Genomic DNA, 19,241 nt, shown 5'->3' with positions numbered 1-19,241 from the left:
CAAAGTCTGATTCACTTCGGTTGTTGCGATCTGCCGGAGGCTGCCAATGTCCAGACCACGTGAACGCAGAGAAACGGGAAATCAGGAACTGTTCCGCTCCCGTCTTGATCAGATCATCGACCCCAAACATGAACTGGTTTTGCTGGCGCAGATGATCGACTGGTCATTTCTTGAGAAGCACTTTGGCGAGGTTTATGGTGACAAAGCTGGCAAGCCGCCTTTACCAACCCGCCTGATGACTGGACTTGCCATCATCAAGCACACCTACAATCTGTCAGATGAAGCCGTCTGCGCGCGTTATCTCGACAGTCCGTATGTCCAGTATTTCTGCGGTGAAGAGTTTTTTCAGCATTCCTTGCCGTTTGATCGCTCATCAATGACGCGCTGGCGGCAGCGGATGGGAGAAGAGCGCATCAGGACGCTTTTGCAGGAAAGCTTGTCGGTAGCGATTAAGACGGGAGCTATGAAGCCATCGGACACGCGTGAAGTGATCGTTGACACCACCGTGCAGCCGAAGAATGTGATGTTTCCTACCGATGCAAAACTCTTGCATCGCGCTCTTATAAGACTGCTGTGCCTGACCAGAAAGGCTGGTTTGAAGCTTCGTCAGACCTATGTGCGCGTAGCCAAATTCGCTTTGATCGCTCAACAGCGTTACGCCCATGCGAAACAGTTCAAGCGTGCAGGAAAGGCGCTGCGTCAGCTCAGAACTTATCTTGGCCGCGTCATGCGTGACATTGAGCGCAAGATCTCTGGCAATGAAGAGCTCAGCCAGATGTTCAGCGTGGCGCTCCATCAGGCCCGAACCGTTCTGGCTCAGCAGCAACGCCAGAAGGGCGGCAAGATTTATAGTCTCCATGCGCCTGAAGTGGAGTGCATTGGCAAAGGAAAGGCGCATAAGCCATATGAGTTTGGTGTAAAGGTCTCTGTCGCCACGACATTGAAGCGTTCGAAGGGCGGTCAGTTTGCGCTGCATGCAAAGGCTTTGCCAGGTAAGCCCTATGATGGCCACACGCTTGCAACCGTGATACCCGACATTGAGACAACGGTTGGCAATGAGTTGTCGCTCATTCTGGCTGATAAGGGGTATCGCGGTCACAATGCTCCGGACAGCCATAAATTCAGGGTCTTCATTAGTGGTCAGAGGCGGCGTGTCACGCCGGCAATCAAGCGGCAGATGAAGCGACGTTCAGCCATTGAACCGGTAATCGGCCATTGCAAGAATGAACACAGGATGGATCGAAGTTATCTGGCCGGCAAACAAGGCGATGCCATCAATGCGATCCTTGCCGCCGTCGGCTACAATTTCTCGCTGCTGCTCAAGTGGATCAGCCAGTTTTTGTGTCTTATGCTGGCTGCTCTTATGCCAAACGAGTGCCACCCACAGTAGTGGTGATCACACAGCAATCCATAAATGTCGAAATCGAAAAGCCCACCCGCATACTCAGAACACCAATTTCAACGAAAATTACAATAATTCACGTTCGACCACTAAATAAGGGCAAGTCCACTGAAGCTCTTCCTGACCGATGGACGCATTGAGATCGACAACAACAGTATCGAGCGGACCATCCGGCCGATTGCCCTCAATCGGAAGAACGCACTCTTTGCTGGTCATGATGCCGGAGCAGAGAACTTGGGCCACCATCGCCTCGCTCATCGAGACGTGCAAGCTCAATTCGGTTGATCCTCTGGCCTATCTGACCGCTACACTCACCACCATCGTGAACGGACACCGGCAGAGCCGTATCGCCGAGCTTTTGCCTTGGAATCATTCGATCTTGGAGCAGACCAAGAGGCAACAGTAGCGGGGCAGACGGCTGCGCGCGAATGTACGCAGCCACGTTGTTCAGTGCAGTGAGGCGCTTGCCGCAAGCCGCTCATCCTTGTCGTGCAGCGCGAAGCGGTCAATCATATCAGCACTGGCTTCGTTGAAGCCGAGGACTTCAACCTCGTCGCCTGCCTGACGAAACTTCAATACGATCTTGTCCAACGCGCCAATTGCGGTGATATCCCAGAGATGGGCCTTCGTGAGATCTATGATGATCCGCTTACCCTTATCCGTGAAGTCGAACGCATGGATAAAGGCTTCCGCCGACGCAAAGAAGACCTGCCCCACCACTGCATAGGTGATACTGTTTTGTTCGGCATCCTCCACGCGCGTGACCCTGAACAGACGGGCTACCTTACCAGCAAAAAAGATGCCGGACAGCAGGACGCCAACGATCACGCCTTTCGCCAAATCATGCGTTGCGACGACAGTGATGACCGTCGCCAGCATGACGACGGATGACGGAAGCGGATGGCGTATCAGGTCGCGGATCGACCGCCAGGAGAAAGTGCCAATGGAAACCATAATCATAACCGCAACAAGCGCAGCCATGGGGATGATCTGGACGAGGTCGTTAAGGACGACGATCAGGAACAACAGGAAAGCACCCGCGACGAACGTTGAAAGCCGTCCTCGACCGCCAGATGTTACGTTGATGACCGACTGTCCGATCATGGCGCATCCGCCCATGCCGCCGACCAGTGCCGAGGCGATGTTCCCCGCGCCCTGTCCAACGCATTCCTGGCTCTTGTTGCTCGGCGTGTCCGTCATGTCGTCGACGATCTGCGCGGTAAGCAGCGATTCGAGCAGGCCGACAGCAGCAAGCGTCACCGAGTATGGGAAGATGATCTGCAGCGTCTCCCAGGTCAACGGAACCTGCGGAAGCATCAGTAACGGGATAGAAGACGGTAGCTCACCGAGGTCGCCGACGGTGCGCAGGTCCATGCCAAACCACCACGCCATGGCCGTGAGGACCGCGATGGCCACGAGCGGCGATGGAATAGCCTTGGTCACGTATGGAAAGAGATAGATGATGGCGAGGCCGCCTGCGATCATCACGTAGGTAAGCGTCGGGACCCCTATGAGTTCGGGCAACTGGGCCATGAAGATCAGGATCGCAAGGGCGTTGACGAAGCCCGTGATGACAGAGCGGGAGACGAAGCGCATCACGCGGCCGAGCCTCAGCCATCCCGCGACGATCTGGATGACGCCCATCAAGATGGTGGCGGCGAACAGATACTGAAGACCGTGCTCTTTGACCAACGAGATCATGACGACAGCGGTCGCAGCCGTGGCGGCAGAGATCATGCCCGGCCGACCGCCCACAAAGGCCGCCACGCAGGCGATTGCGAAGGAGGCGTACAGGCCGACCTTGGGATCGACACCCGCAATCACCGAGAAGCCTATCGCTTCCGGGATAAGCGCGAGAGCGACGACGATACCCGAAAGCACGTCGCCACGGATGTTGGAGAACCACTCCTGACGGTAGTTTGAAAGAGTTCGCATGAGAGATTTTTCACAGTTGAGGCAACGGGCCGAGCGAAACTCGGTCCTCGAAAATGGAATAGGTTGCGTTGCTGTGTTGTCTGGCGGATCGGCGGCCAGAAGAGCCACCCGGAGTTTCACCGGGTCCTTGTGGATGACGCTAAGTAACTCACGCAGTCCAATTTTGCAATTACGTCTCAGTCTGAACCCGCTCGCCACAAAAAATTAGGCTGCGGCGTCAAGGTGAGGGTGTGACACCGGTTACCCTTCATCCGTCAAGATCAATGACTTCGACTTGTTCACCGGATCACAGATCAGGCCTTTGTCATGCAACCGATCCGTCGTTGACCAGTCAAAACCCATCCAGGCGCAACGCTCGTTGTGGAACGTCAGCCACAACAAGGCCAGAACCACGTCATCGATTTTGCCCTCGTCTATCTCCATTCGTCAACAATACCAGGTAAAAGCGACATAGTCCTCCAGTTTTGAGCACATGCGTCCATTATAAACATATGACTGAAGGAACTATCGCGGTTTATAAGCATTCTTGTTCCATCTCATTCAAGTCGAGTTTATCGGTCGATGCTCTGTACCTGATTGACGCTGCGCTGTCGGCGCTGAACAATTACCTTATCGCGCGCCTGCTTGCGAACGGTTTGCTGGAGAATTTTTAACCTGAACCGCATTGCCTCAAAATCTGGACGCTGTGCTAACGAGACATGGTTGATGACCGTTTTCTCCCCACGCAAAATCGCATCACGTCCAAATCTAAGGTCAAGCGCCCGGCTAACCCGTTCAAACTCTTGACAGATGACGGCATCAAGCGAGTTGGCGGCAACATTGGGTTTGGCACCCTTCGTCTTCGTGACATCTGTAAGCTTACGCAATGCATTTTCGGCGGCTGGCGACATGCCCGGGATGACGATAGCCATACGTCGACGTTCCTCGGTGATTGATTTGACCTGGTTTTCAAGCGCTGTCCTATAGGACGAACCAAGTGACCGGATCTGACTTTGCGCATCACTCAAGGCCTTATGGGCGTTTCGTCGCTCGCGACCGATTGCCAACAGTCTATCCATGATACGATCAGATCCACGAATTGCACCATAGGCTGAGGGTTCATTCGCGATGGCTCTAGCAATCCGCTCGCCAGGAAACCCCTTCAAGATAAGAGCCTCGATCTGGTCGACAGCGCCAGCCGGGTCACGCCAGATGCGTTTGGCTATTTCCACCAAGGCTGCTCGATCATGACGATAGTGGGCAACATCGCGCGCCCTCGCCCGAGCCTCATCTTCGACTGGTATCCGGAACTCCGTCACAGCAGCAAGCATGGGCAACAAGGCTCTCGTTTTCTTCCCCGGCTCCACGCTAGCGGCGGCAACCACCTGCGAACGGTCTTGCCGTTCAGCAAGTTTCTGTTCGTCGCAAAATCGGCGTATGGCTCCAAACAGATCGATCAGTTTATCGCGTCTATCGGAATCAAGATCCTCCGGCATGCGTTCAATCATGTTGCGTTCGCCGACGGCATCGACGTTTTTAGTAAAAGCAGTCCGGCCGAAGCGAGCCGTCAGCGCCTCATTGACTGCCTTTACCTCCTGAACCAGCAAACGATCCTCGACGGCATAAGCAAAAGCAATCTTGTAGGCATCCGGTCCACCGTGTTCTCGCACGCTTTCAATCTCGGTGAGGCGGGCCATTGCCGGCTTCGAGAGTGCCGGGATTGATAAGGCCATATATAAACGACGTTTTTCTTCGCGATTTTTGAAGCGCTCGGCCTGACGTCGGAATTCTGTCGCATGGGCTCGCACCAAGGGAGCGAGTTGCGACAGTGCGTTGAGTGCAGCCTTGCGGTCATTTCGGGTAATATGATCGTCGATTAGGCGACCCGATCCACGCAGATGGCCAAGATGCTGCAGATTATCGGCAACCCGACGCGGCTCGACGCTGGCATCCGATGCAAGTCCATTCAATGTGGCCAAAGCGCTATCGGGATCACGATAGACCTTTTCCAAAAACGACCGGAGGACTACCTCCCGCTTCTTCCAGCGATCCGAACTGAGTTGAGCAAGCCTGGCATCTTCCTCTATGCTACGGACAAATCGGGTTGTCGGTGGAATAAGATAGACCCACTCGATGGGATTGTCGGCCGCACGCTTTTCAGATCGCTCTTCATTATAGGAGACATTTTTCTCATGCTCGATCGTAAAGCCAAGCGCGACATTTGCTCGCTCCCAAAGTTTTGTCACCTGCTCGCGCTTTTCCACAATCCATGACCATTGGCGCGTCACCTTATCTTCTATGTCTGCAGCCATCCCGGAAATTGTGTTGATACCGCGCCTGCGGGCAAAGTCGCGAACATGCGCCTGATAGTCGGCCTCGTTCTCGAAATCGAGTGTTGTGGTTTTTGCGCCTGAACGGCCAAGACGTTCAACCAACTGTCCAAAGAGTTCCGGGCGATGGCTTTCGCGCTCAATGCGCTCAAGACGCATGGCTGCCGTTTCGATCTGCTTTGCCGTCCAGACGTTTCGCTCCACCTGCCTTTCCTCGTAAGTTTTCTTTCCCGTTTCCGTGTTGAGGACAGGAATTGTGACCTTGACGATTTCGACACCGTCTTTTTTCAAAAGAACCGTATCGCCTTCCGATACGCCTGCGTCGGACAACGCCTTGGGCAAGCTGACGCCCCACAGCCGATGCACAGTCCCGTCATCAGTCTTCACGTCGGCATAAGGGCTTTCGTCAACATCATCGTCCTGCGGTCGGAACTTTGCCATGCCGGCCTCAACCAGTTCCCCAGTAACGCCCACTGCATGGTCAATACGCGATTTCCCACCCCATTGCGCTTTCGGCTCAAAATCCTCACGTGCTGCATAAAGATCTGTCCGATCCCGATGTCGCGTCATCGCCACATAGGTCAGATGCTGATCCATCATGCCGGTGGCAAGCACGAAGGTCCGCTCGACAGTCGTTCCTTGCGCTTTATGGATGGTGGCAGCATAGCCATAATCAATATTTCGATAGCTATCCTCGCTTATAATAACGTCGCGACCGTTATCGAGACGGACGGAAAGCAGCGGAACATCATGTCTGTCGCCGGTGGAAACGACGGTACCAAGCAGACCATTCTTGACATATTGTGGGCCGAACCCGGTTGCTCGCGTTTCAATAAACCTGGAATTTTCGAGGAAAATGATGCGATCACCAACAGCAAATTCCCGCATACCACGTTCAGTTCGGAATTCCCGCGGCACCGTCAACGCGCATTCCTTCTTCATTTCTTCACGAAGAGATTCGTTGAGGAGCCTTACATCCTTGTTGGTATGGGCAAGCACGAGTAATTTGTCGCAATATGAAAATGCACTTTCCTCTCCCTTTGATTGCTGGAGAAACGAGCGGCGTGCATCTGCCCAATCCGAAACCAGACGGCCGATAATCTCGTCGTGGGTTCGCGCCTCGATAAGGTGCCCATGCTTTAAATATGCATCAAGACCTTTTTCGACTTCACCACGCGCAAACAGATGTGAGGCGTCGCGTGCCCATCCTTCGCGCTGGCGACGAACACCAGCAAGTTCTGCAGAACCTATCCGCTCAGCAATAGCGCGAAACGCTGCCCCGGCCTGAATTGGTTGAAGCTGCATCGCGTCACCGACAAGGACGACTTTTGCTCCGGCATCCTTTGCTGCCTCCAACACACGTGCCATCTGCTGCGACGGCACCATTCCTGCCTCTTCTATGACAAAAACATCGCCGCGTTTCAGCAGATCGCGTTCGTTCGCCCAGGCAAGTTCCCATGCGGCAAGAGTTCGCGATTTGATACCCGAGCTTTCCTCCAATCCCTCGGCTGCCTTGCCAGCAAGTGCTGCACCCAAAACGCGATGATGTCCGCTTTCCCACGCAATACGTGCAACTGAAAGAAGCGTCGATTTGCCCGCTCCGGCAAGACCAACAATGGCGGCAATAGCGCTGTCACTGGTGACATGATGGACAGCGTCAATCTGCTCCTGCTCAAGTCTGAAAGGCTTTTCAGGATCAGCCGTTTCGATGGCCCCCAACGCCGACGCCCTTTGTTTGTCAGTGATCCTGAAGCCAGTTCGCTTGGACAAAACCTCCGCCGAGCCAACCATGTCAAACTCTGTGCGCAAGATCTCTTGCGACGTAAAGACAGCCGGTTCCGCCACCTTACCAGTTTGCCGGTCAACTTGCTGAGGCCTTAACAACACCAGATTATTGGACGCCATCACCCGTGTGCGGATACTGGCAAAATCGGCTGGATCATCAACATAACGATGTAACGTTCTGGCAATGTCGCGTTCGTTGAAAGTGGAACGTTCGCGCTCAAGCTGCTTTAAAAGAAGTTCAGGCTTTACAAGAAGCCGATCTGCCATTTCCTGGCGGCGAACAAGATCGGCCGGCGCGAAATACATCTCCATATTCTTGCGCGCCAAAGCAGCCTTCTCCGGTCCAAGATGCTTTTGCGCGATCCCATCGAGCCCCTGCTCGGCATAAGAGCGCCCGTCAAGACGAATGTCATGGCCAGCAAGCGCCAAATGCCGATTGGTCGTTTCTGCCCAGGCAATCTTCCACTCCTTCATCGTCTCCTTGTCACCGGCCCAGCGCGAGTAAACGATAGCACCATTCGGACGATCGGGCTTGATCACCCGCAACGGCTTGCCGTCGGGCCCAGATACCGCCACCATCTTGCTGCCAAACCCTTGTTCCGTCAGCGGTCTCAACGTCATCATCAGATGGATATGCGGATTGCTGTCCCTGTCGTGATAGACCCAGTCGGCAACCATGCCCTTTGCGGTCAGATTTTCCCTGATAAATTCGCGGACGAGCGCAATGTTTTCTGCACGTGTCAGTTCCTCCGGCAGCGCAATAACGAGTTCACGGGCAAGCTGTGCATCCACCCGCTTCTCAAAGGCGTCGACCGCATTCCATAAAACTTCGCTTGCCGCGGCGACCGTCTTTCCTTCAATGGCTGTCGTTAGCCAGTTAGGAATCTCATCGGGAAGCGCCAGTTCCTCATGCTTGAGTTCATCAGCCCCGCTACGATAGCTAAATGAAGTTCCCGCCTGCTCGTCCACCATCCGTGCACGATGGCGATAGGCAGCAGCCGAGACAATACTGCGCCCCGCCCCCCTGCTGATCACCTGCGCTCTGACGAACATGATCGCCATGACACTCCTCCCGACCTTCAAAGAACGTCGTATCTCGGCACACGAGCTTTGATTGACGTCGATTTTTTAGACAGTTAAACAAGCTTTTTCCGCACAATATGTTATAGACTTGCGCTTTATAACATATTTAACTATCTTTTTATATATAGTTAAATAAACGAGGGGCAAAGCGCGAAATGGGAAGGAACGCGATAGATGGCAGGCAAAAATTCTATTCTTGATATCGACATACAAATCGAGAAGCTGCACGAACGCAGAAAAGAACTGCTGATAAAGTCCGCCGAGCGCTTTGCGCGTGCAGCCACGAAATCCGGTTTGGCGGAAATGGACATCGCCGATACGGAGATCGATCAAATCATTAGTGAAATTACGACACGATTTCGCGAAAGGAAAAAAAGGAACATCGGTGACGCATCCGCTGCGTCGCATCGAAAGACAAATGGTGGGACTGGCGCGTCGACGGAGGTTGCTCGTGTCAGTTAAACGTAAGAAAGACCTTCGCAAAAAATACCTACTCGGCGAAATTGTCGTTCGTGCCGGTCTGTCGACGGCAGACCGGGCATTCCTGCTCGGTGGCTTGCTGGAACTGGCGCGACTTTTACCGGATACGGCTGAGTTTCAGCGCTTGCGCAATCTCGGTGAAATGGCTTTCCGCGTAAAAGTATCGGATCCTCATTGGCAAGAAAAGCCGGATGCTGCGCAATGACGACTGGCGCAAAACCGCATCCAAGCCAATTGCTCGCCCTGGTGCCAATCGCTGTTTCCAGTTTGGCATTCTATATTGCCAACTGGCGTTGGCCGGAATTGGCCGCTGGCTTATCAGGGAAACCGCAATACTGGATTTTACGGGCGTCTCCTGTACCAGCCCTTATATTCGGCCCGCTTGCCGGGCTCCTGACTGTCTGGATGTTGCCATTGCATCGGCGGAAAACGATCGCGCTGGCAAGCCTTGCCTGCTTCCTGCTCATAACTGGTTTCTACGCATTGCGCGAAATTACCCGTCTTTCCCCCTTCGTGGAAAGCCGGGCATTGAGTTGGGACCAGACGCTGTCATACCTGGATATGATCGCGGTCGTCAGCGCTGTCATCGGCTTTATTGCCATTGCTGTATCAGCACGCATTTCCAGTGTCGTGCCTGAACAGGTAATGCGCGCCCGGCGCGCAACCTTCGGCGATGCAGACTGGCTGCCAATGCGTGCTGCAGCACGACTATTCCCGGAAGATGGCGAAATCGTCGTTGGCGAACGTTATCGCGTCGACAAGGAGCTCGTTCATAAACTACCATTCGATCCAAACGACCCAGCCACATGGGGACGCGGCGGCAAGGCACCGCTTCTTACCTACAAGCAGGATTTCGATTCCACCCACATGCTCTTCTTTGCCGGATCAGGCGGCTACAAGACGACGAGTAATGTCGTGCCGACAGCGCTGCGCTACACCGGTCCGATCATCTGTCTTGATCCCTCGACCGAAGTGGCACCAATGGTCATCGAACATCGCCGGAAGAAACTGCGGCGAGAAGCCATGATCCTTGACCCGGCAAACCCTGTCACAGGTTTCAATGTGCTTGACGCAATTGAGACATCAACCAGCAAAGAAGAGGATATTGTCGGTATCGCTCATATGTTGCTGTCGGAAAGTGTGCGCTTCGAAAGCTCGACCGGCTCTTACTTTCAAGATCAGGCCCATAATCTTCTCACTGGGCTTCTCGCACATGTCACGCTGTCGCCGGAGTTTTCCGGCCGACGCAATTTGCGCAGCCTGCGACAGATCGTTTCCGAACCCGAGACATCCGTGCTCGCCATGCTGCGAGAGGTTCAGGAGCATTCAGAATCTGCCTTCATTCGTGAAACACTTGGCGTCTTCGTCAATATGACCGAGCAGACGTTTTCAGGTGTCTATTCGACTGCATCGAAGGATACACAATGGCTATCTCTCGACAATTACGCTGGCCTCGTCTGTGGCGATAGCTTCAAATCCGCAGAGATCGCGACAGGCAAAAAGGATGTGTTTCTAAATATCCCTGCATCGATCCTGCGTTCCTATCCGGGGATCGGGCGTGTAATCATCGGCTCGCTGATCAATGCAATGATTGAGGCGGATGGTGCATTCCAGCGCCGTGCCTTGTTCATGCTCGATGAGGTTGACCTGCTTGGCTATATGCGCGTTCTTGAAGAAGCGCGTGATCGCGGTCGCAAATACGGGATCAGCATGATGCTGATGTACCAATCCGTCGGCCAGTTGGAACGCCATTTTGGCAAAGACGGTGCATTGTCATGGCTCGATGGATGCGCCTTTACAAGCTATGCGGCGATCAAGGCACTCGATACCGCGCGAAACGTCTCGGCCCAATGCGGGGAAATGACGGTGGAGGTAAAAAGCAGTTCACGAAATACCGGCTGGGATACGAAAAACACCGCCTCGCGAAAATCCGAAAACCTCAATTTCCAACGTCGCCCGCTGATCATGCCACACGAAATCACTCAAAGCATGCGCAAGGATGAGCAGATCATCATTGTACAGGGACACAGTCCAATCCGCTGCGGGCGCGCCATCTATTTCCGGCGAAAGGAAATGGACGAGGCTGCAGAAGTCAACCGGTTCGTTAAACGATAAAGACCGCAAAACTGCGCTTCATTTAAAGTTTCCTCCCGTCCGGTTAAAGCGACGAATCGCAATGACACAAAGCGTGATCTTCATCTTTGATCGGGGCCACGCTCCCCTGTCATGACCCTTCGTGGCAAACTAAGCGATAGGTGCCATGGCTGCTCATCTGGCAAACTGACCGGCAAATCTCAAACAAACCTGAACGATACTGGCTTTTTGCTCCGCCTCTTCTTCAGGCTGGATCGCGGTGCTCAATGGTCGGAGCAACCCTTCAACAATCGCCCCAACGATACACATTGAGACGATGCGAGAATCTTGTGAAACAAATGTAACCCGATGACCAACTTTTCTTCCATGTTGGTGTGGACGGCTCCCAACGGCATCGCGATGTGCCAGAATGAGTTCGTTGAAAGTTCAATCGAGGGAAACCCGTCCGTAGAAGAGATTAATCATGCTGGTGAAAACCTGTTCAGTCCGCTATTCAGATTTCAGCTATGCATTAATCGAATGGCTTATTTCATGGCATCCAAAACGACGCTCAATGCAAAAAATCTCGAAGCGCTCGGCGTAGAGAAACTGGCTGAACTGCTGATCGAAATCAGTACCGGAAATGCCAACCACAAACGACGTCTTCGAATGGAACTTGCTGGTAACTCTAGCGGGGAAGAATTGGCCAGGGAGGTTCGCAAACGTCTCAGCAGTATCGCTCGTGCCAAGAGTTGGATCGACTGGCAGAAAGTCAAGACGGTCAAATCCGATCTGGAAACCCAGCGTAAAACAATCGTCGAAAAAATAGCACCGACGAATCCCGATGAGGCTTTCGAACTCATATGGCAGTTTTTGTTGTTAGGAGATTCTATTTACGAACGCACACATGACGGTAGCGGAACGCTCACCGAAAGCTTTCATCAGGCAATTGATGACGCAGGACGGATAGCTGGACAGGTCAAGATCTCCACGGAGAGCCTTGTCGGGCGAATTTATGCAGCACTCCAGAATAACAATGGCTACAGTCAATTCGACAGATTGATCCCATCCATGGTACCAGCCCTTGGCGAAGAAGGGCTGCGGCAATTGCAGCAGCTATTCGAAGGCGGAACGAAGACACGCGACACGAAACGAACCAACGAAAGCAGACAACTGATAGGTTTGAGCTCAAACGAGCCTGTTTATCGGGACGATGTCTATGCGAGTAGCGCATTCTTCACAGCAAAAGTGTCCTTGCAGCAAATCGCTGACGCGTTAGGTGACGTGGACCTGTATATCGCTCAGCATGCCGAGCACACGCATATTATCCCCACAGTAGCGACAGAGATCGGCAGGAGGATGGTTTCGGCAGGGCGAGCCGAGGAAGCTTTGAGAACCCTTGACAACGCACAAATCGGTGAGCGGTATCAAGTTCCCTACGATTGGCAGGCGACACGAGCCGACGCTCTTGAAATGCTCGGTCGTGGTGAAGAAGCACAACAGTTTCGCTGGCAGTGCTTTGAACAGTCTCTCAATGACGGCATGCTGAAGGAATTTGTGCGCCGATTACCGGATTTTGACGATGTGGAGGCTGAGGAAAAGGCATTTGCATACGCTCAGACCCATCCCGATGTCCAGCAGGCATTGATACTCTTTTTGAACTATCCTTCTCCTGCCGAAGCAGCCAAATTGGTAACGCACCGAGCCGCCGGACTAGATGGCGATCGTTACGAACTGCTTTCTCCTGCAGCAGAAGTGCTAAGCGCGAAATATCCACTGGCAGCGACCCTCCTTCTGCGTGCCATGATCGATTTTACGCTCAATTATGCTCGCTCCAGTCGTTACAAGCACGCCGCGCGACATCTCATGGAATGTGCGTCTCTGGCACATCAGATAGAAGAGTTTGCAGAGTTCAAAACGCATGATGACTACGTTGCGAATTTGAAAAAGGTGCATGGCCGAAAACATGGCTTTTGGAGCCTGATGCGATAGTTATTTTTCCCCTTGATGTCCAAAAATCGCTCGCGTTTGGCAATTTCCAAGCTGGATTGAAAATTTCCGCTGATTGGAGAAAAGCGGCCAGCATTAAGGAGAGCTATTTATCGCTAAAGATGATAGCGTCCAACGGTGCAGTTTGGAACGTAGATGATCTGGCTACTCGCCTGAAACACCTAATGCATCAAGCGCAATCTGGCGAGCACGGCGCGCGGTTTCCTCGTCGCAAATGAGTACATTGCCGGTGCCGGAGAGCAGCGCGGCAGCAAGCGCTTCTGCCTTGTTAAGCCCGCCCGACGCGAACACCACAGTCGGCACGCTTTTTAGGGTCTCGAATGACGGCGCTATGGCGCGCCGGTTGATCGGATGGTCGATGGGCTTACCATTCCGGTCAATAAACTGCGCGACGATATCGCCGCAGGCACCAGCTGCAATCAGTTCATCCAACGAAACGTCACTCGGCAATCCGTAGCGGATTAGCAGCGAACGCATCGTCAAGTCGCCGATACTGACAAGGATGATGTCGTTCTTCCTGATCCGCTCAAAAGCGCTTTCGAACACGTCCTGACTGACGATGGCGTCGCGAGATTGGGGGCTGCCAGCGTAAATCGGCGCGGCGAGGTAAGCGCATTGCGCATTGAGCTGGCGCGCCAGATCACTCGCAATATCGAATGTATTGATCTCGATGCCATGCGTGAGACCGCCGAGGACGGAACTGACGGAAACATCGGGCCGTTTCAGCTTAGGCATGTGACGCACCATCTCACGCAATGTCGCGCCCCACCCCACACCGATCCCCGATATGTCGGTGGTGTTCAGCTGGTCTAAGAGATAATGGGCGGTCGCCTGTCCCACCAGCACAGGCACCAGCTCAGGATTGTCGGGCGTCGGCACGATACTGGCGTGCCGCAACGAAAAATCGGCGACGAGCTGTCGCTCCAATTCTACGCATGACACCAGTCGAGAGTTCAACGTGATCGTCACCAGCGCCGACCGGCGCGCCTCGGCGATAATCTTATTGATGCGCAGGCGATTGGTGGAGAAGGCCTGCGCGATTTCTCCTTGTGTCCGACCTTCCATGAAATATTGCCAGACGACGCGCATCTGCATCTGTTCTTCGGCGAGCGCAGCTGGACCGTTCAACAACGGTTTTCCGTTCATCATCAGAACCTCATTTGCCAACCGGGCCCGCCCGGCGGACCCTCTGCCTGTCTGCCTTGGTGTAGCAGCGCTTCTCCCGCACGGAAAGATACCGGCACTCCGAATTTACGGCACAAATCGCTGATTCTACTGTTTCAATATCTAATGTATTTACATCTGTAATTATCTATTGACAACTGTTTCGACCTACCTAGACTGAATGTCGTCAAAGTTGAAGCATTACCGGGAGGAAAGAGCGATGCCGCCGGAAATCAAAAGGGCAAAACGACACCGACCTATCCCGTACGATATGCGGGCTGGCTTTCCTGCCGTCCATCCAATGCCCTGCGTGCAGGGATGATTGCCATGACCGACATAACATCAGCAGGCTTGGATGCTCTTGAAAATATTGCTCTCATCATTTTTGACTGTGACGGGGTGCTGATTGACAGCGAGCCTATCGCCAGCCGGACACTTGCCGAAATGCTGCGCAATGCCGGCATGTCCATCACGGACGAGGAGGCGCATGTCAGGTTCACCGGCCATTCAGAACCGTCTATCCGCAGGATCTGTGCGGAAGAACTGGGCATGATCGACATCGATGCCCATTTCTCCGCCTGGCACACGCGTCTTTATGAGGAATTTGGGTGTTCGCTCACATCGATGCCGGGCATTGATGCGGTGGTCAAAAGCGTGAGGCGGCCCAAATGCGTTGCCTCAAACAGTTCCATCGAGCGCCTCAAAAGCAGTTTGGGCAAGCTTGATTTGTGGGAGCATTTCCATCCCGCAGTGTTCAGCGCCCAGATGGTGGCGAGACCCAAGCCTGCCCCAGACCTTCTTTTGCATTGCGCTGAACAATTCCACGTCAAGCCGGAGCATTGCGTGATGATCGACGACAGTTCGCACGGCGTCCTCGCCGCCAATGCAGCAGGCATGACTGCAATCGGATTTGTCGATCCAGCAGATCCGCGTCCCGACCGGGCTTCGCTTCTCAAGGCCAGCGGCGCTGCTTTCGTTGTCAACGGAGCAGCAGAATTACCGGCTGCGATAACCGCTGCCAATATCCTCATCGGTGAACATGACTGACCGACTGACCGGAACGTTACATTTGCAAGTCCACACCAACAGTTGTAAACCTTTTTCGATGCGGCGAATTGATCTGATCAGTTTGCAATCAGGGGAATGAAGGAATGGTCCGCGTCATACAGATTTCAGACACGCATCTTGGACGCCACAAGGCGCATTTCGTGGAAAATTGGCAGCCTTTGAAAAACTGGCTCGCCAGTGAAAATCCCAATCTCATCATTCATTCCGGCGATATCAGCGTGGACGGCGCGGATGTCGAGGACGATTTTACCTTCTGCCGCGAAGTGATGGTCGGCCTGCCCGCCCCGATGCTGGTTGTTCCTGGAAACCACGATGTCGGCGAACCGCAAAGCGCACATCAGCCGACCAATGAACATCGTTTGGAACGCTGGAACCGACAGTATGGCGCAGATTTCTGGGCAAAGGATGTGGGAAAGTGGCGCCTTCTCGGGTTCGATTCCATGATCATGAGTTCCGGTCTTGCGGCGGAAGAAGCGCAGTTTCACTGGCTGGAACGACAAATGCAGAGCGCGGACGGCCGCCGCATCGCATGGTTTACCCACCAACCTCTGTTTATCAATGGCTGGGACGATATCGACAACGGTTATTGGTCAGTAAGGCCGGAACCACGCACCCGGCTGCAGCGCCTCACGCAGCGCTTCGGTGTCGATCTTATCGCCAGTGGTCATCTTCATCTGTCACACGATTTCGTTCTCGACGGCATCCAGTTCGTCTGGTGTCCGTCAGCCGCCTTCGCGGTTGGTCCAGACATGCAGCCGCCTTTGGGCGGCGAAAAGCAGCTTGGCGCCGTACGATACGATTTCTCGGATTCAGGTTTCAGCTTTAAGCGTGTACATCTGCCGGAACTGAAGATGATGTGGATCGATGACGTTGTGCATGAGGTTTACCCCCCGCGATAGTTGGAGCGGGCGACGAATGCTGGAGGAGAGTTTTTGTCCCAGGTCGATATCCAAAACATCACTAAATCGTTCGGAAGCCTCAAGGTACTGGACGACATTAATATTTCGATCCGCGACGGGGAATTTCTTACCCTCGTTGGACCTTCGGGCTGCGGCAAGTCGACACTCGTGCGCATCATCGCCGGCCTGGAAAGCCAGTCGGCAGGTACGATCAGCGTGGACGGCGCATCGGTGAACCACCTGCGCCCGCATGAGCGCAAGCTGTCGATGGTGTTTCAAAGTTACGCGCTTTATCCGCATATGACGGCTTTCGACAACATCGCTGTTCCCCTCACAGTAGAAAAACTCAGCCTGTTGGAGCGCATCCCGCTGATCAAACATCTCTCGCCACGCCGCAAAAGGCTAACACAAGAGATTGCACAACAGGTCGAAGCCGTGGCCGGCCAATTGAAGATTGAGGCGCTGCTTGGCCGCAAACCTGCGCAGCTTTCTGGCGGGCAGCGCCAGCGCGTGGCGCTCGGCCGGGCGATGGTCCGCCAGCCGCGCGCCTTCTTGATGGACGAACCGCTATCCAATCTGGACGCGAAACTGCGCGTCCACATGCGCACAGAACTGACCGAACTGCACAAGCGCATGGGCGCGACCTTCATCTATGTCACGCACGACCAGATCGAAGCCATGACCATGTCGGACCGTGTCGCAATGATGGACGGCGGCAAGGTGCAGCAGCTCGGGACGCCGACGGAACTTTATGAGCATCCGACCAATCTGGAAGTGGCCCGCTTCATCGGTAGCCCAACAATCAATACTATGCCCGCATCGATTGGACCGGCCGGTCGGGTGGAAATACAAGGCAGGCCACTTGGCATCGCCGTCAACCTGCCGCAGGGCGAGAGTGTGACCATCGGCATCAGGCCGGAGGCGCTCGACCTTCTTTCGCTTAAGCAGACGGCCACAGGTCAACCAATCATCGACGCACGCCTGCGCCGCACGGAAAATCTCGGCGCCGAATTTCTCCATCACCTCGACCTGACCGGCACGGAAGCGACCAGTTTCATCATGCGCACGACTTCGCCGCATGAAGACATCCACGAAGGCGATGCTGTGCGACTGACCTTCGACCCCACGCTTTGCCATATTTTCGGCCCCGACGGACGGCGGGCGGAAAAAACGCATGTGCTCTTGTCAGGCGACGATTCCGGGAGGGCAAAACATGGCTCAACCCGTTGAACCGGCTCTTGGACAAAGGCTCGGGCGGCGAGAATTCGTTGAGAAGCTGACAGGGCTTGGCCTGGCGGCACCCGCATTCATACTGCTCCTGTTGCTCCATATCGTGCCGCTGATTGTCTTAGTGGTGCTCAGTCTCACCGATTATCAGCTTGGCGACCTGACGCTGTCATTTGCCGGCCTCAAGAATTTTTCCAATGCCTTGCACGACGAAACCTTCCGTCGATCGCTCTTCAACACGTTCATCTACGTGGCCTTCGTGGTTCCCGGATCAGTGGGGCTCGGACTCCTGTTCGCCCTTCTCATCCATGGCCGAACGCGTAGCCGCGCAATCTATGAGGTCATCTTCTTCCTGCCGGTCACGGCAACGCTTATTGCCATGGCGTCGGTATGGAAATTCCTGCTTCATCCAAGCCTTGGACCAATCAACGCGATTATTGTTGCCCTGGGCTTCCAGCCGGTCAATTTCCTCAGCGACCCTGCCTATGCGCTGCCGACGTTGGCGGTCATTGGAATCTGGCAACTTGTCGGGTTCAACATGGTGCTGTTTTTGGCCGGTCTCTCGGCGATCCCCAAAGACCTCTATGAAGCCGCTGATATTGATGGTGCAGCTGGCGTGATCGACCGCTTCCTGACCGTGACCTGGCCGATGCTTGGGCCGACGACCATGTTCGTCCTCATCACTACATCCATCACCGCCTTCAAGGTCTTTGACACGGTAGTCGCGATCACGCGGGGCGGCCCACAAGATTCCACCAATGTGATTCTCTATGCGATCTATCTGGAAGGCTTCCAGTATTTTTCGACCGCCTATGCCGCAGCGCTGACGCTGGTGTTTTTGGCATTCATCCTGATCTTTTCGGGCATCCAGACCTTTTTCATCGACAGGAGGGTGCACTATTGACACCGCTATCGGACGAACAGCCACAAATCGCCAGCCCGCCTGCACGCAGCTTCTCGGAGCTGAAACGGGGACTTGGCTTCATCGCGGTCCACGCCATCTTGATCTTAGGTGCAATCTTCATCGTCATGCCCTTCGTCTGGATGCTCGTCACATCAATCAAACCGCCAAATGAGATATTCAGCGCTCAGCTGCGGCTATGGCCAACGCAGTTTTATGGCGTGGAAAATTACAGCTTCGCGCTTGAAAGCGCACCTTTGCTGCGCTTTGCGCTGAACGGCGTCATTGTGTGCAGCGGTATCCTTCTGGTCCAGTTGATCGTCGCGATCCCGTGTGCCTACGCACTGGCCAAGCTGAAATTTACCGGCCGCAACCTTTTCTTCGTTCTGATCCTGCTGGCACTGGCGATCCCCATCCAGGTGCCAGCGCTTCCCCTCTATATCGCTCTGGCCTGGGCTGGTCAGCTCAATAGCTATTTTTCGATGATGCTGCCGTTTTTCCTGTCAGCCTTCGCAATATTCCTGTTCCGGCAGTTTTTTAGGAGTTTCCCCGACGATATCATCAATGCCGCACGACTTGACGGCATGGGCGAGCTTGAAATCATCTGGCGCATCGTCACGCCGAGTGCCATGCCGGCAATCGCCGCTTTCGCGGTGTTCTCGATTGTCGCGCACTGGAACGACCTTTATTGGCCGCTCATCGTCATTTCCGACAACCAGCTCGCACCGCCGCCGCTTGGCATGCTGCTCTTCGCTGACGCGGAAACTGGCTCGAATTATGGAGCGCTGACGGCGGCCGCCACCATGCTCACCGCCCCGCTCGTGATCTGCTTCCTGATTGCGCGCAAGCGCTTCATTCAGGGCATCACCATGACCGGTGTCAAATAAGAAGCCTCAATATATAAA

Annotated in this window: 14 protein-coding genes, 1 pseudogene and 1 other annotated feature; of the genes and pseudogenes, 11 read left to right on the top strand and 4 right to left on the bottom strand. The window is 54.3% G+C overall.

Annotation, left to right across the window (positions count from 1 at the left end; translation table 11 throughout):
* The first annotated feature begins 46 nt into the window (after positions 1–46).
* Positions 47–1,390, top strand: a complete 1,344-nt coding sequence (locus HWX93_RS09650) for an IS5 family transposase (RefSeq protein ID WP_176037237.1) — start codon at positions 47–49, stop codon at positions 1,388–1,390.
* Between the two features lie 120 nt (positions 1,391–1,510).
* A pseudogene (locus HWX93_RS09645) lies at positions 1,511–1,808 on the top strand (transposase domain-containing protein); the annotation flags it as partial.
* Between the two features lie 41 nt (positions 1,809–1,849).
* Here HWX93_RS09645 and HWX93_RS09640 read toward each other — a convergent pair.
* From HWX93_RS09640 to traA, 3 genes are all read right to left on the bottom strand, one after another.
* Positions 1,850–3,337 carry a SulP family inorganic anion transporter gene (locus HWX93_RS09640; protein ID WP_176037236.1) on the bottom strand — a complete coding sequence of 496 codons (1,488 nt, stop codon included), beginning with the start codon at positions 3,335–3,337 and terminating at the stop codon, positions 1,850–1,852.
* 74 nt (positions 3,338–3,411) lie between these two features.
* Positions 3,412–3,467 (bottom strand) — a sequence feature (sul1 is cis-regulatory element that is thought to sense ions involved in sulfur or methionine metabolism; They are found in Alphaproteobacteria).
* A 110-nt stretch (positions 3,468–3,577) separates the two neighbouring features.
* Positions 3,578–3,760, bottom strand: coding sequence for a DUF6429 family protein (locus HWX93_RS09635; RefSeq protein ID WP_176037235.1), 183 nt, complete (start codon positions 3,758–3,760; stop codon positions 3,578–3,580).
* A 128-nt stretch (positions 3,761–3,888) separates the two neighbouring features.
* Positions 3,889–8,493 (bottom strand): Ti-type conjugative transfer relaxase TraA, encoded by a 4,605-nt coding sequence (gene traA / locus HWX93_RS09630; RefSeq protein WP_176037234.1) that lies wholly within the window; start codon positions 8,491–8,493, stop codon positions 3,889–3,891.
* A gap of 195 nt (positions 8,494–8,688) precedes the next feature.
* Here traA and HWX93_RS09625 point away from each other — a divergent pair, with 195 nt between their 5' ends.
* From HWX93_RS09625 to HWX93_RS09610, 4 genes are all read left to right on the top strand, one after another.
* Positions 8,689–8,976 carry a TraC family protein gene (locus tag HWX93_RS09625; protein WP_176037233.1) on the top strand — a complete coding sequence of 96 codons (288 nt, stop codon included), beginning with the start codon at positions 8,689–8,691 and terminating at the stop codon, positions 8,974–8,976.
* Positions 8,966–9,199, top strand: coding sequence for a conjugal transfer protein TraD (locus HWX93_RS09620; protein WP_176037232.1), 234 nt, complete (start codon positions 8,966–8,968; stop codon positions 9,197–9,199). The genes HWX93_RS09625 and HWX93_RS09620 overlap by 11 nt, the downstream gene beginning before the upstream one ends.
* Positions 9,196–11,109 (top strand): Ti-type conjugative transfer system protein TraG, encoded by a 1,914-nt coding sequence (traG, locus tag HWX93_RS09615; RefSeq protein WP_176037231.1) that lies wholly within the window; start codon positions 9,196–9,198, stop codon positions 11,107–11,109. The genes HWX93_RS09620 and traG overlap by 4 nt, the downstream gene beginning before the upstream one ends.
* Positions 11,110–11,619: 510 nt before the next feature.
* Positions 11,620–13,059: a DUF6880 family protein gene (locus HWX93_RS09610; RefSeq protein ID WP_109986283.1), complete on the top strand. Its 1,440-nt coding sequence runs from the start codon at positions 11,620–11,622 to the stop codon at positions 13,057–13,059.
* Between the two features lie 162 nt (positions 13,060–13,221).
* On the opposite strand, the gene HWX93_RS09605 is transcribed toward HWX93_RS09610, so the two are convergent.
* Positions 13,222–14,223: a sugar-binding transcriptional regulator gene (locus HWX93_RS09605; RefSeq protein ID WP_109986282.1), complete on the bottom strand. Its 1,002-nt coding sequence runs from the start codon at positions 14,221–14,223 to the stop codon at positions 13,222–13,224.
* 345 nt (positions 14,224–14,568) lie between these two features.
* Here HWX93_RS09605 and HWX93_RS09600 point away from each other — a divergent pair, with 345 nt between their 5' ends.
* From HWX93_RS09600 to HWX93_RS09580, 5 genes are all read left to right on the top strand, one after another.
* Complete coding sequence (locus HWX93_RS09600; protein WP_109986281.1) at positions 14,569–15,288, top strand: HAD family hydrolase; 720 nt, start codon at positions 14,569–14,571, stop codon at positions 15,286–15,288.
* A 104-nt stretch (positions 15,289–15,392) separates the two neighbouring features.
* Positions 15,393–16,208 carry a metallophosphoesterase family protein gene (locus HWX93_RS09595; RefSeq protein ID WP_176037230.1) on the top strand — a complete coding sequence of 272 codons (816 nt, stop codon included), beginning with the start codon at positions 15,393–15,395 and terminating at the stop codon, positions 16,206–16,208.
* Between the two features lie 33 nt (positions 16,209–16,241).
* Positions 16,242–17,438 (top strand): ABC transporter ATP-binding protein, encoded by a 1,197-nt coding sequence (locus tag HWX93_RS09590; protein WP_176037229.1) that lies wholly within the window; start codon positions 16,242–16,244, stop codon positions 17,436–17,438.
* A complete protein-coding gene (locus HWX93_RS09585; RefSeq protein WP_109986207.1) occupies positions 17,422–18,339 on the top strand; it encodes a carbohydrate ABC transporter permease in 918 nt (305 codons plus the stop codon). The genes HWX93_RS09590 and HWX93_RS09585 overlap by 17 nt, the downstream gene beginning before the upstream one ends.
* A 59-nt stretch (positions 18,340–18,398) precedes the next feature.
* Entirely contained in the window at positions 18,399–19,223 is an 825-nt protein-coding gene (locus HWX93_RS09580) for a carbohydrate ABC transporter permease (RefSeq protein ID WP_176037291.1), read from the top strand.
* Positions 19,224–19,241: the final 18 nt, after the last annotated feature.

Origin of the sequence: Brucella tritici, assembly GCF_902825325.1 — a bacterium.
Classification (GTDB): domain Bacteria; phylum Pseudomonadota; class Alphaproteobacteria; order Rhizobiales; family Rhizobiaceae; genus Brucella.
Note: the sequence above shows the minus strand (reverse complement) of the source record. Positions and strands in the feature narration are given on the sequence as shown.

Excerpts from the sequence above, each read along its gene's own strand:
- HWX93_RS09600 (WP_109986281.1), top strand. The coding sequence starts at position 14,569 with ATGACCGACATAACATCAGCAGGCTTGGATGCTCTTGAAAATATTGCT.
- traA (WP_176037234.1), bottom strand. The coding sequence starts at position 8,493 with ATGGCGATCATGTTCGTCAGAGCGCAGGTGATCAGCAGGGGGGCGGGG.
- HWX93_RS09605 (WP_109986282.1), bottom strand. The coding sequence starts at position 14,223 with ATGAACGGAAAACCGTTGTTGAACGGTCCAGCTGCGCTCGCCGAAGAA.
- HWX93_RS09595 (WP_176037230.1), top strand. The coding sequence starts at position 15,393 with ATGGTCCGCGTCATACAGATTTCAGACACGCATCTTGGACGCCACAAG.
- HWX93_RS09640 (WP_176037236.1), bottom strand. The coding sequence starts at position 3,337 with ATGCGAACTCTTTCAAACTACCGTCAGGAGTGGTTCTCCAACATCCGT.
- HWX93_RS09585 (WP_109986207.1), top strand. The coding sequence starts at position 17,422 with ATGGCTCAACCCGTTGAACCGGCTCTTGGACAAAGGCTCGGGCGGCGA.
- HWX93_RS09610 (WP_109986283.1), top strand. The coding sequence starts at position 11,620 with ATGGCATCCAAAACGACGCTCAATGCAAAAAATCTCGAAGCGCTCGGC.
- HWX93_RS09650 (WP_176037237.1), top strand. The coding sequence starts at position 47 with ATGTCCAGACCACGTGAACGCAGAGAAACGGGAAATCAGGAACTGTTC.
- HWX93_RS09635 (WP_176037235.1), bottom strand. The coding sequence starts at position 3,760 with ATGGAGATAGACGAGGGCAAAATCGATGACGTGGTTCTGGCCTTGTTG.
- HWX93_RS09625 (WP_176037233.1), top strand. The coding sequence starts at position 8,689 with ATGGCAGGCAAAAATTCTATTCTTGATATCGACATACAAATCGAGAAG.
- traG (WP_176037231.1), top strand. The coding sequence starts at position 9,196 with ATGACGACTGGCGCAAAACCGCATCCAAGCCAATTGCTCGCCCTGGTG.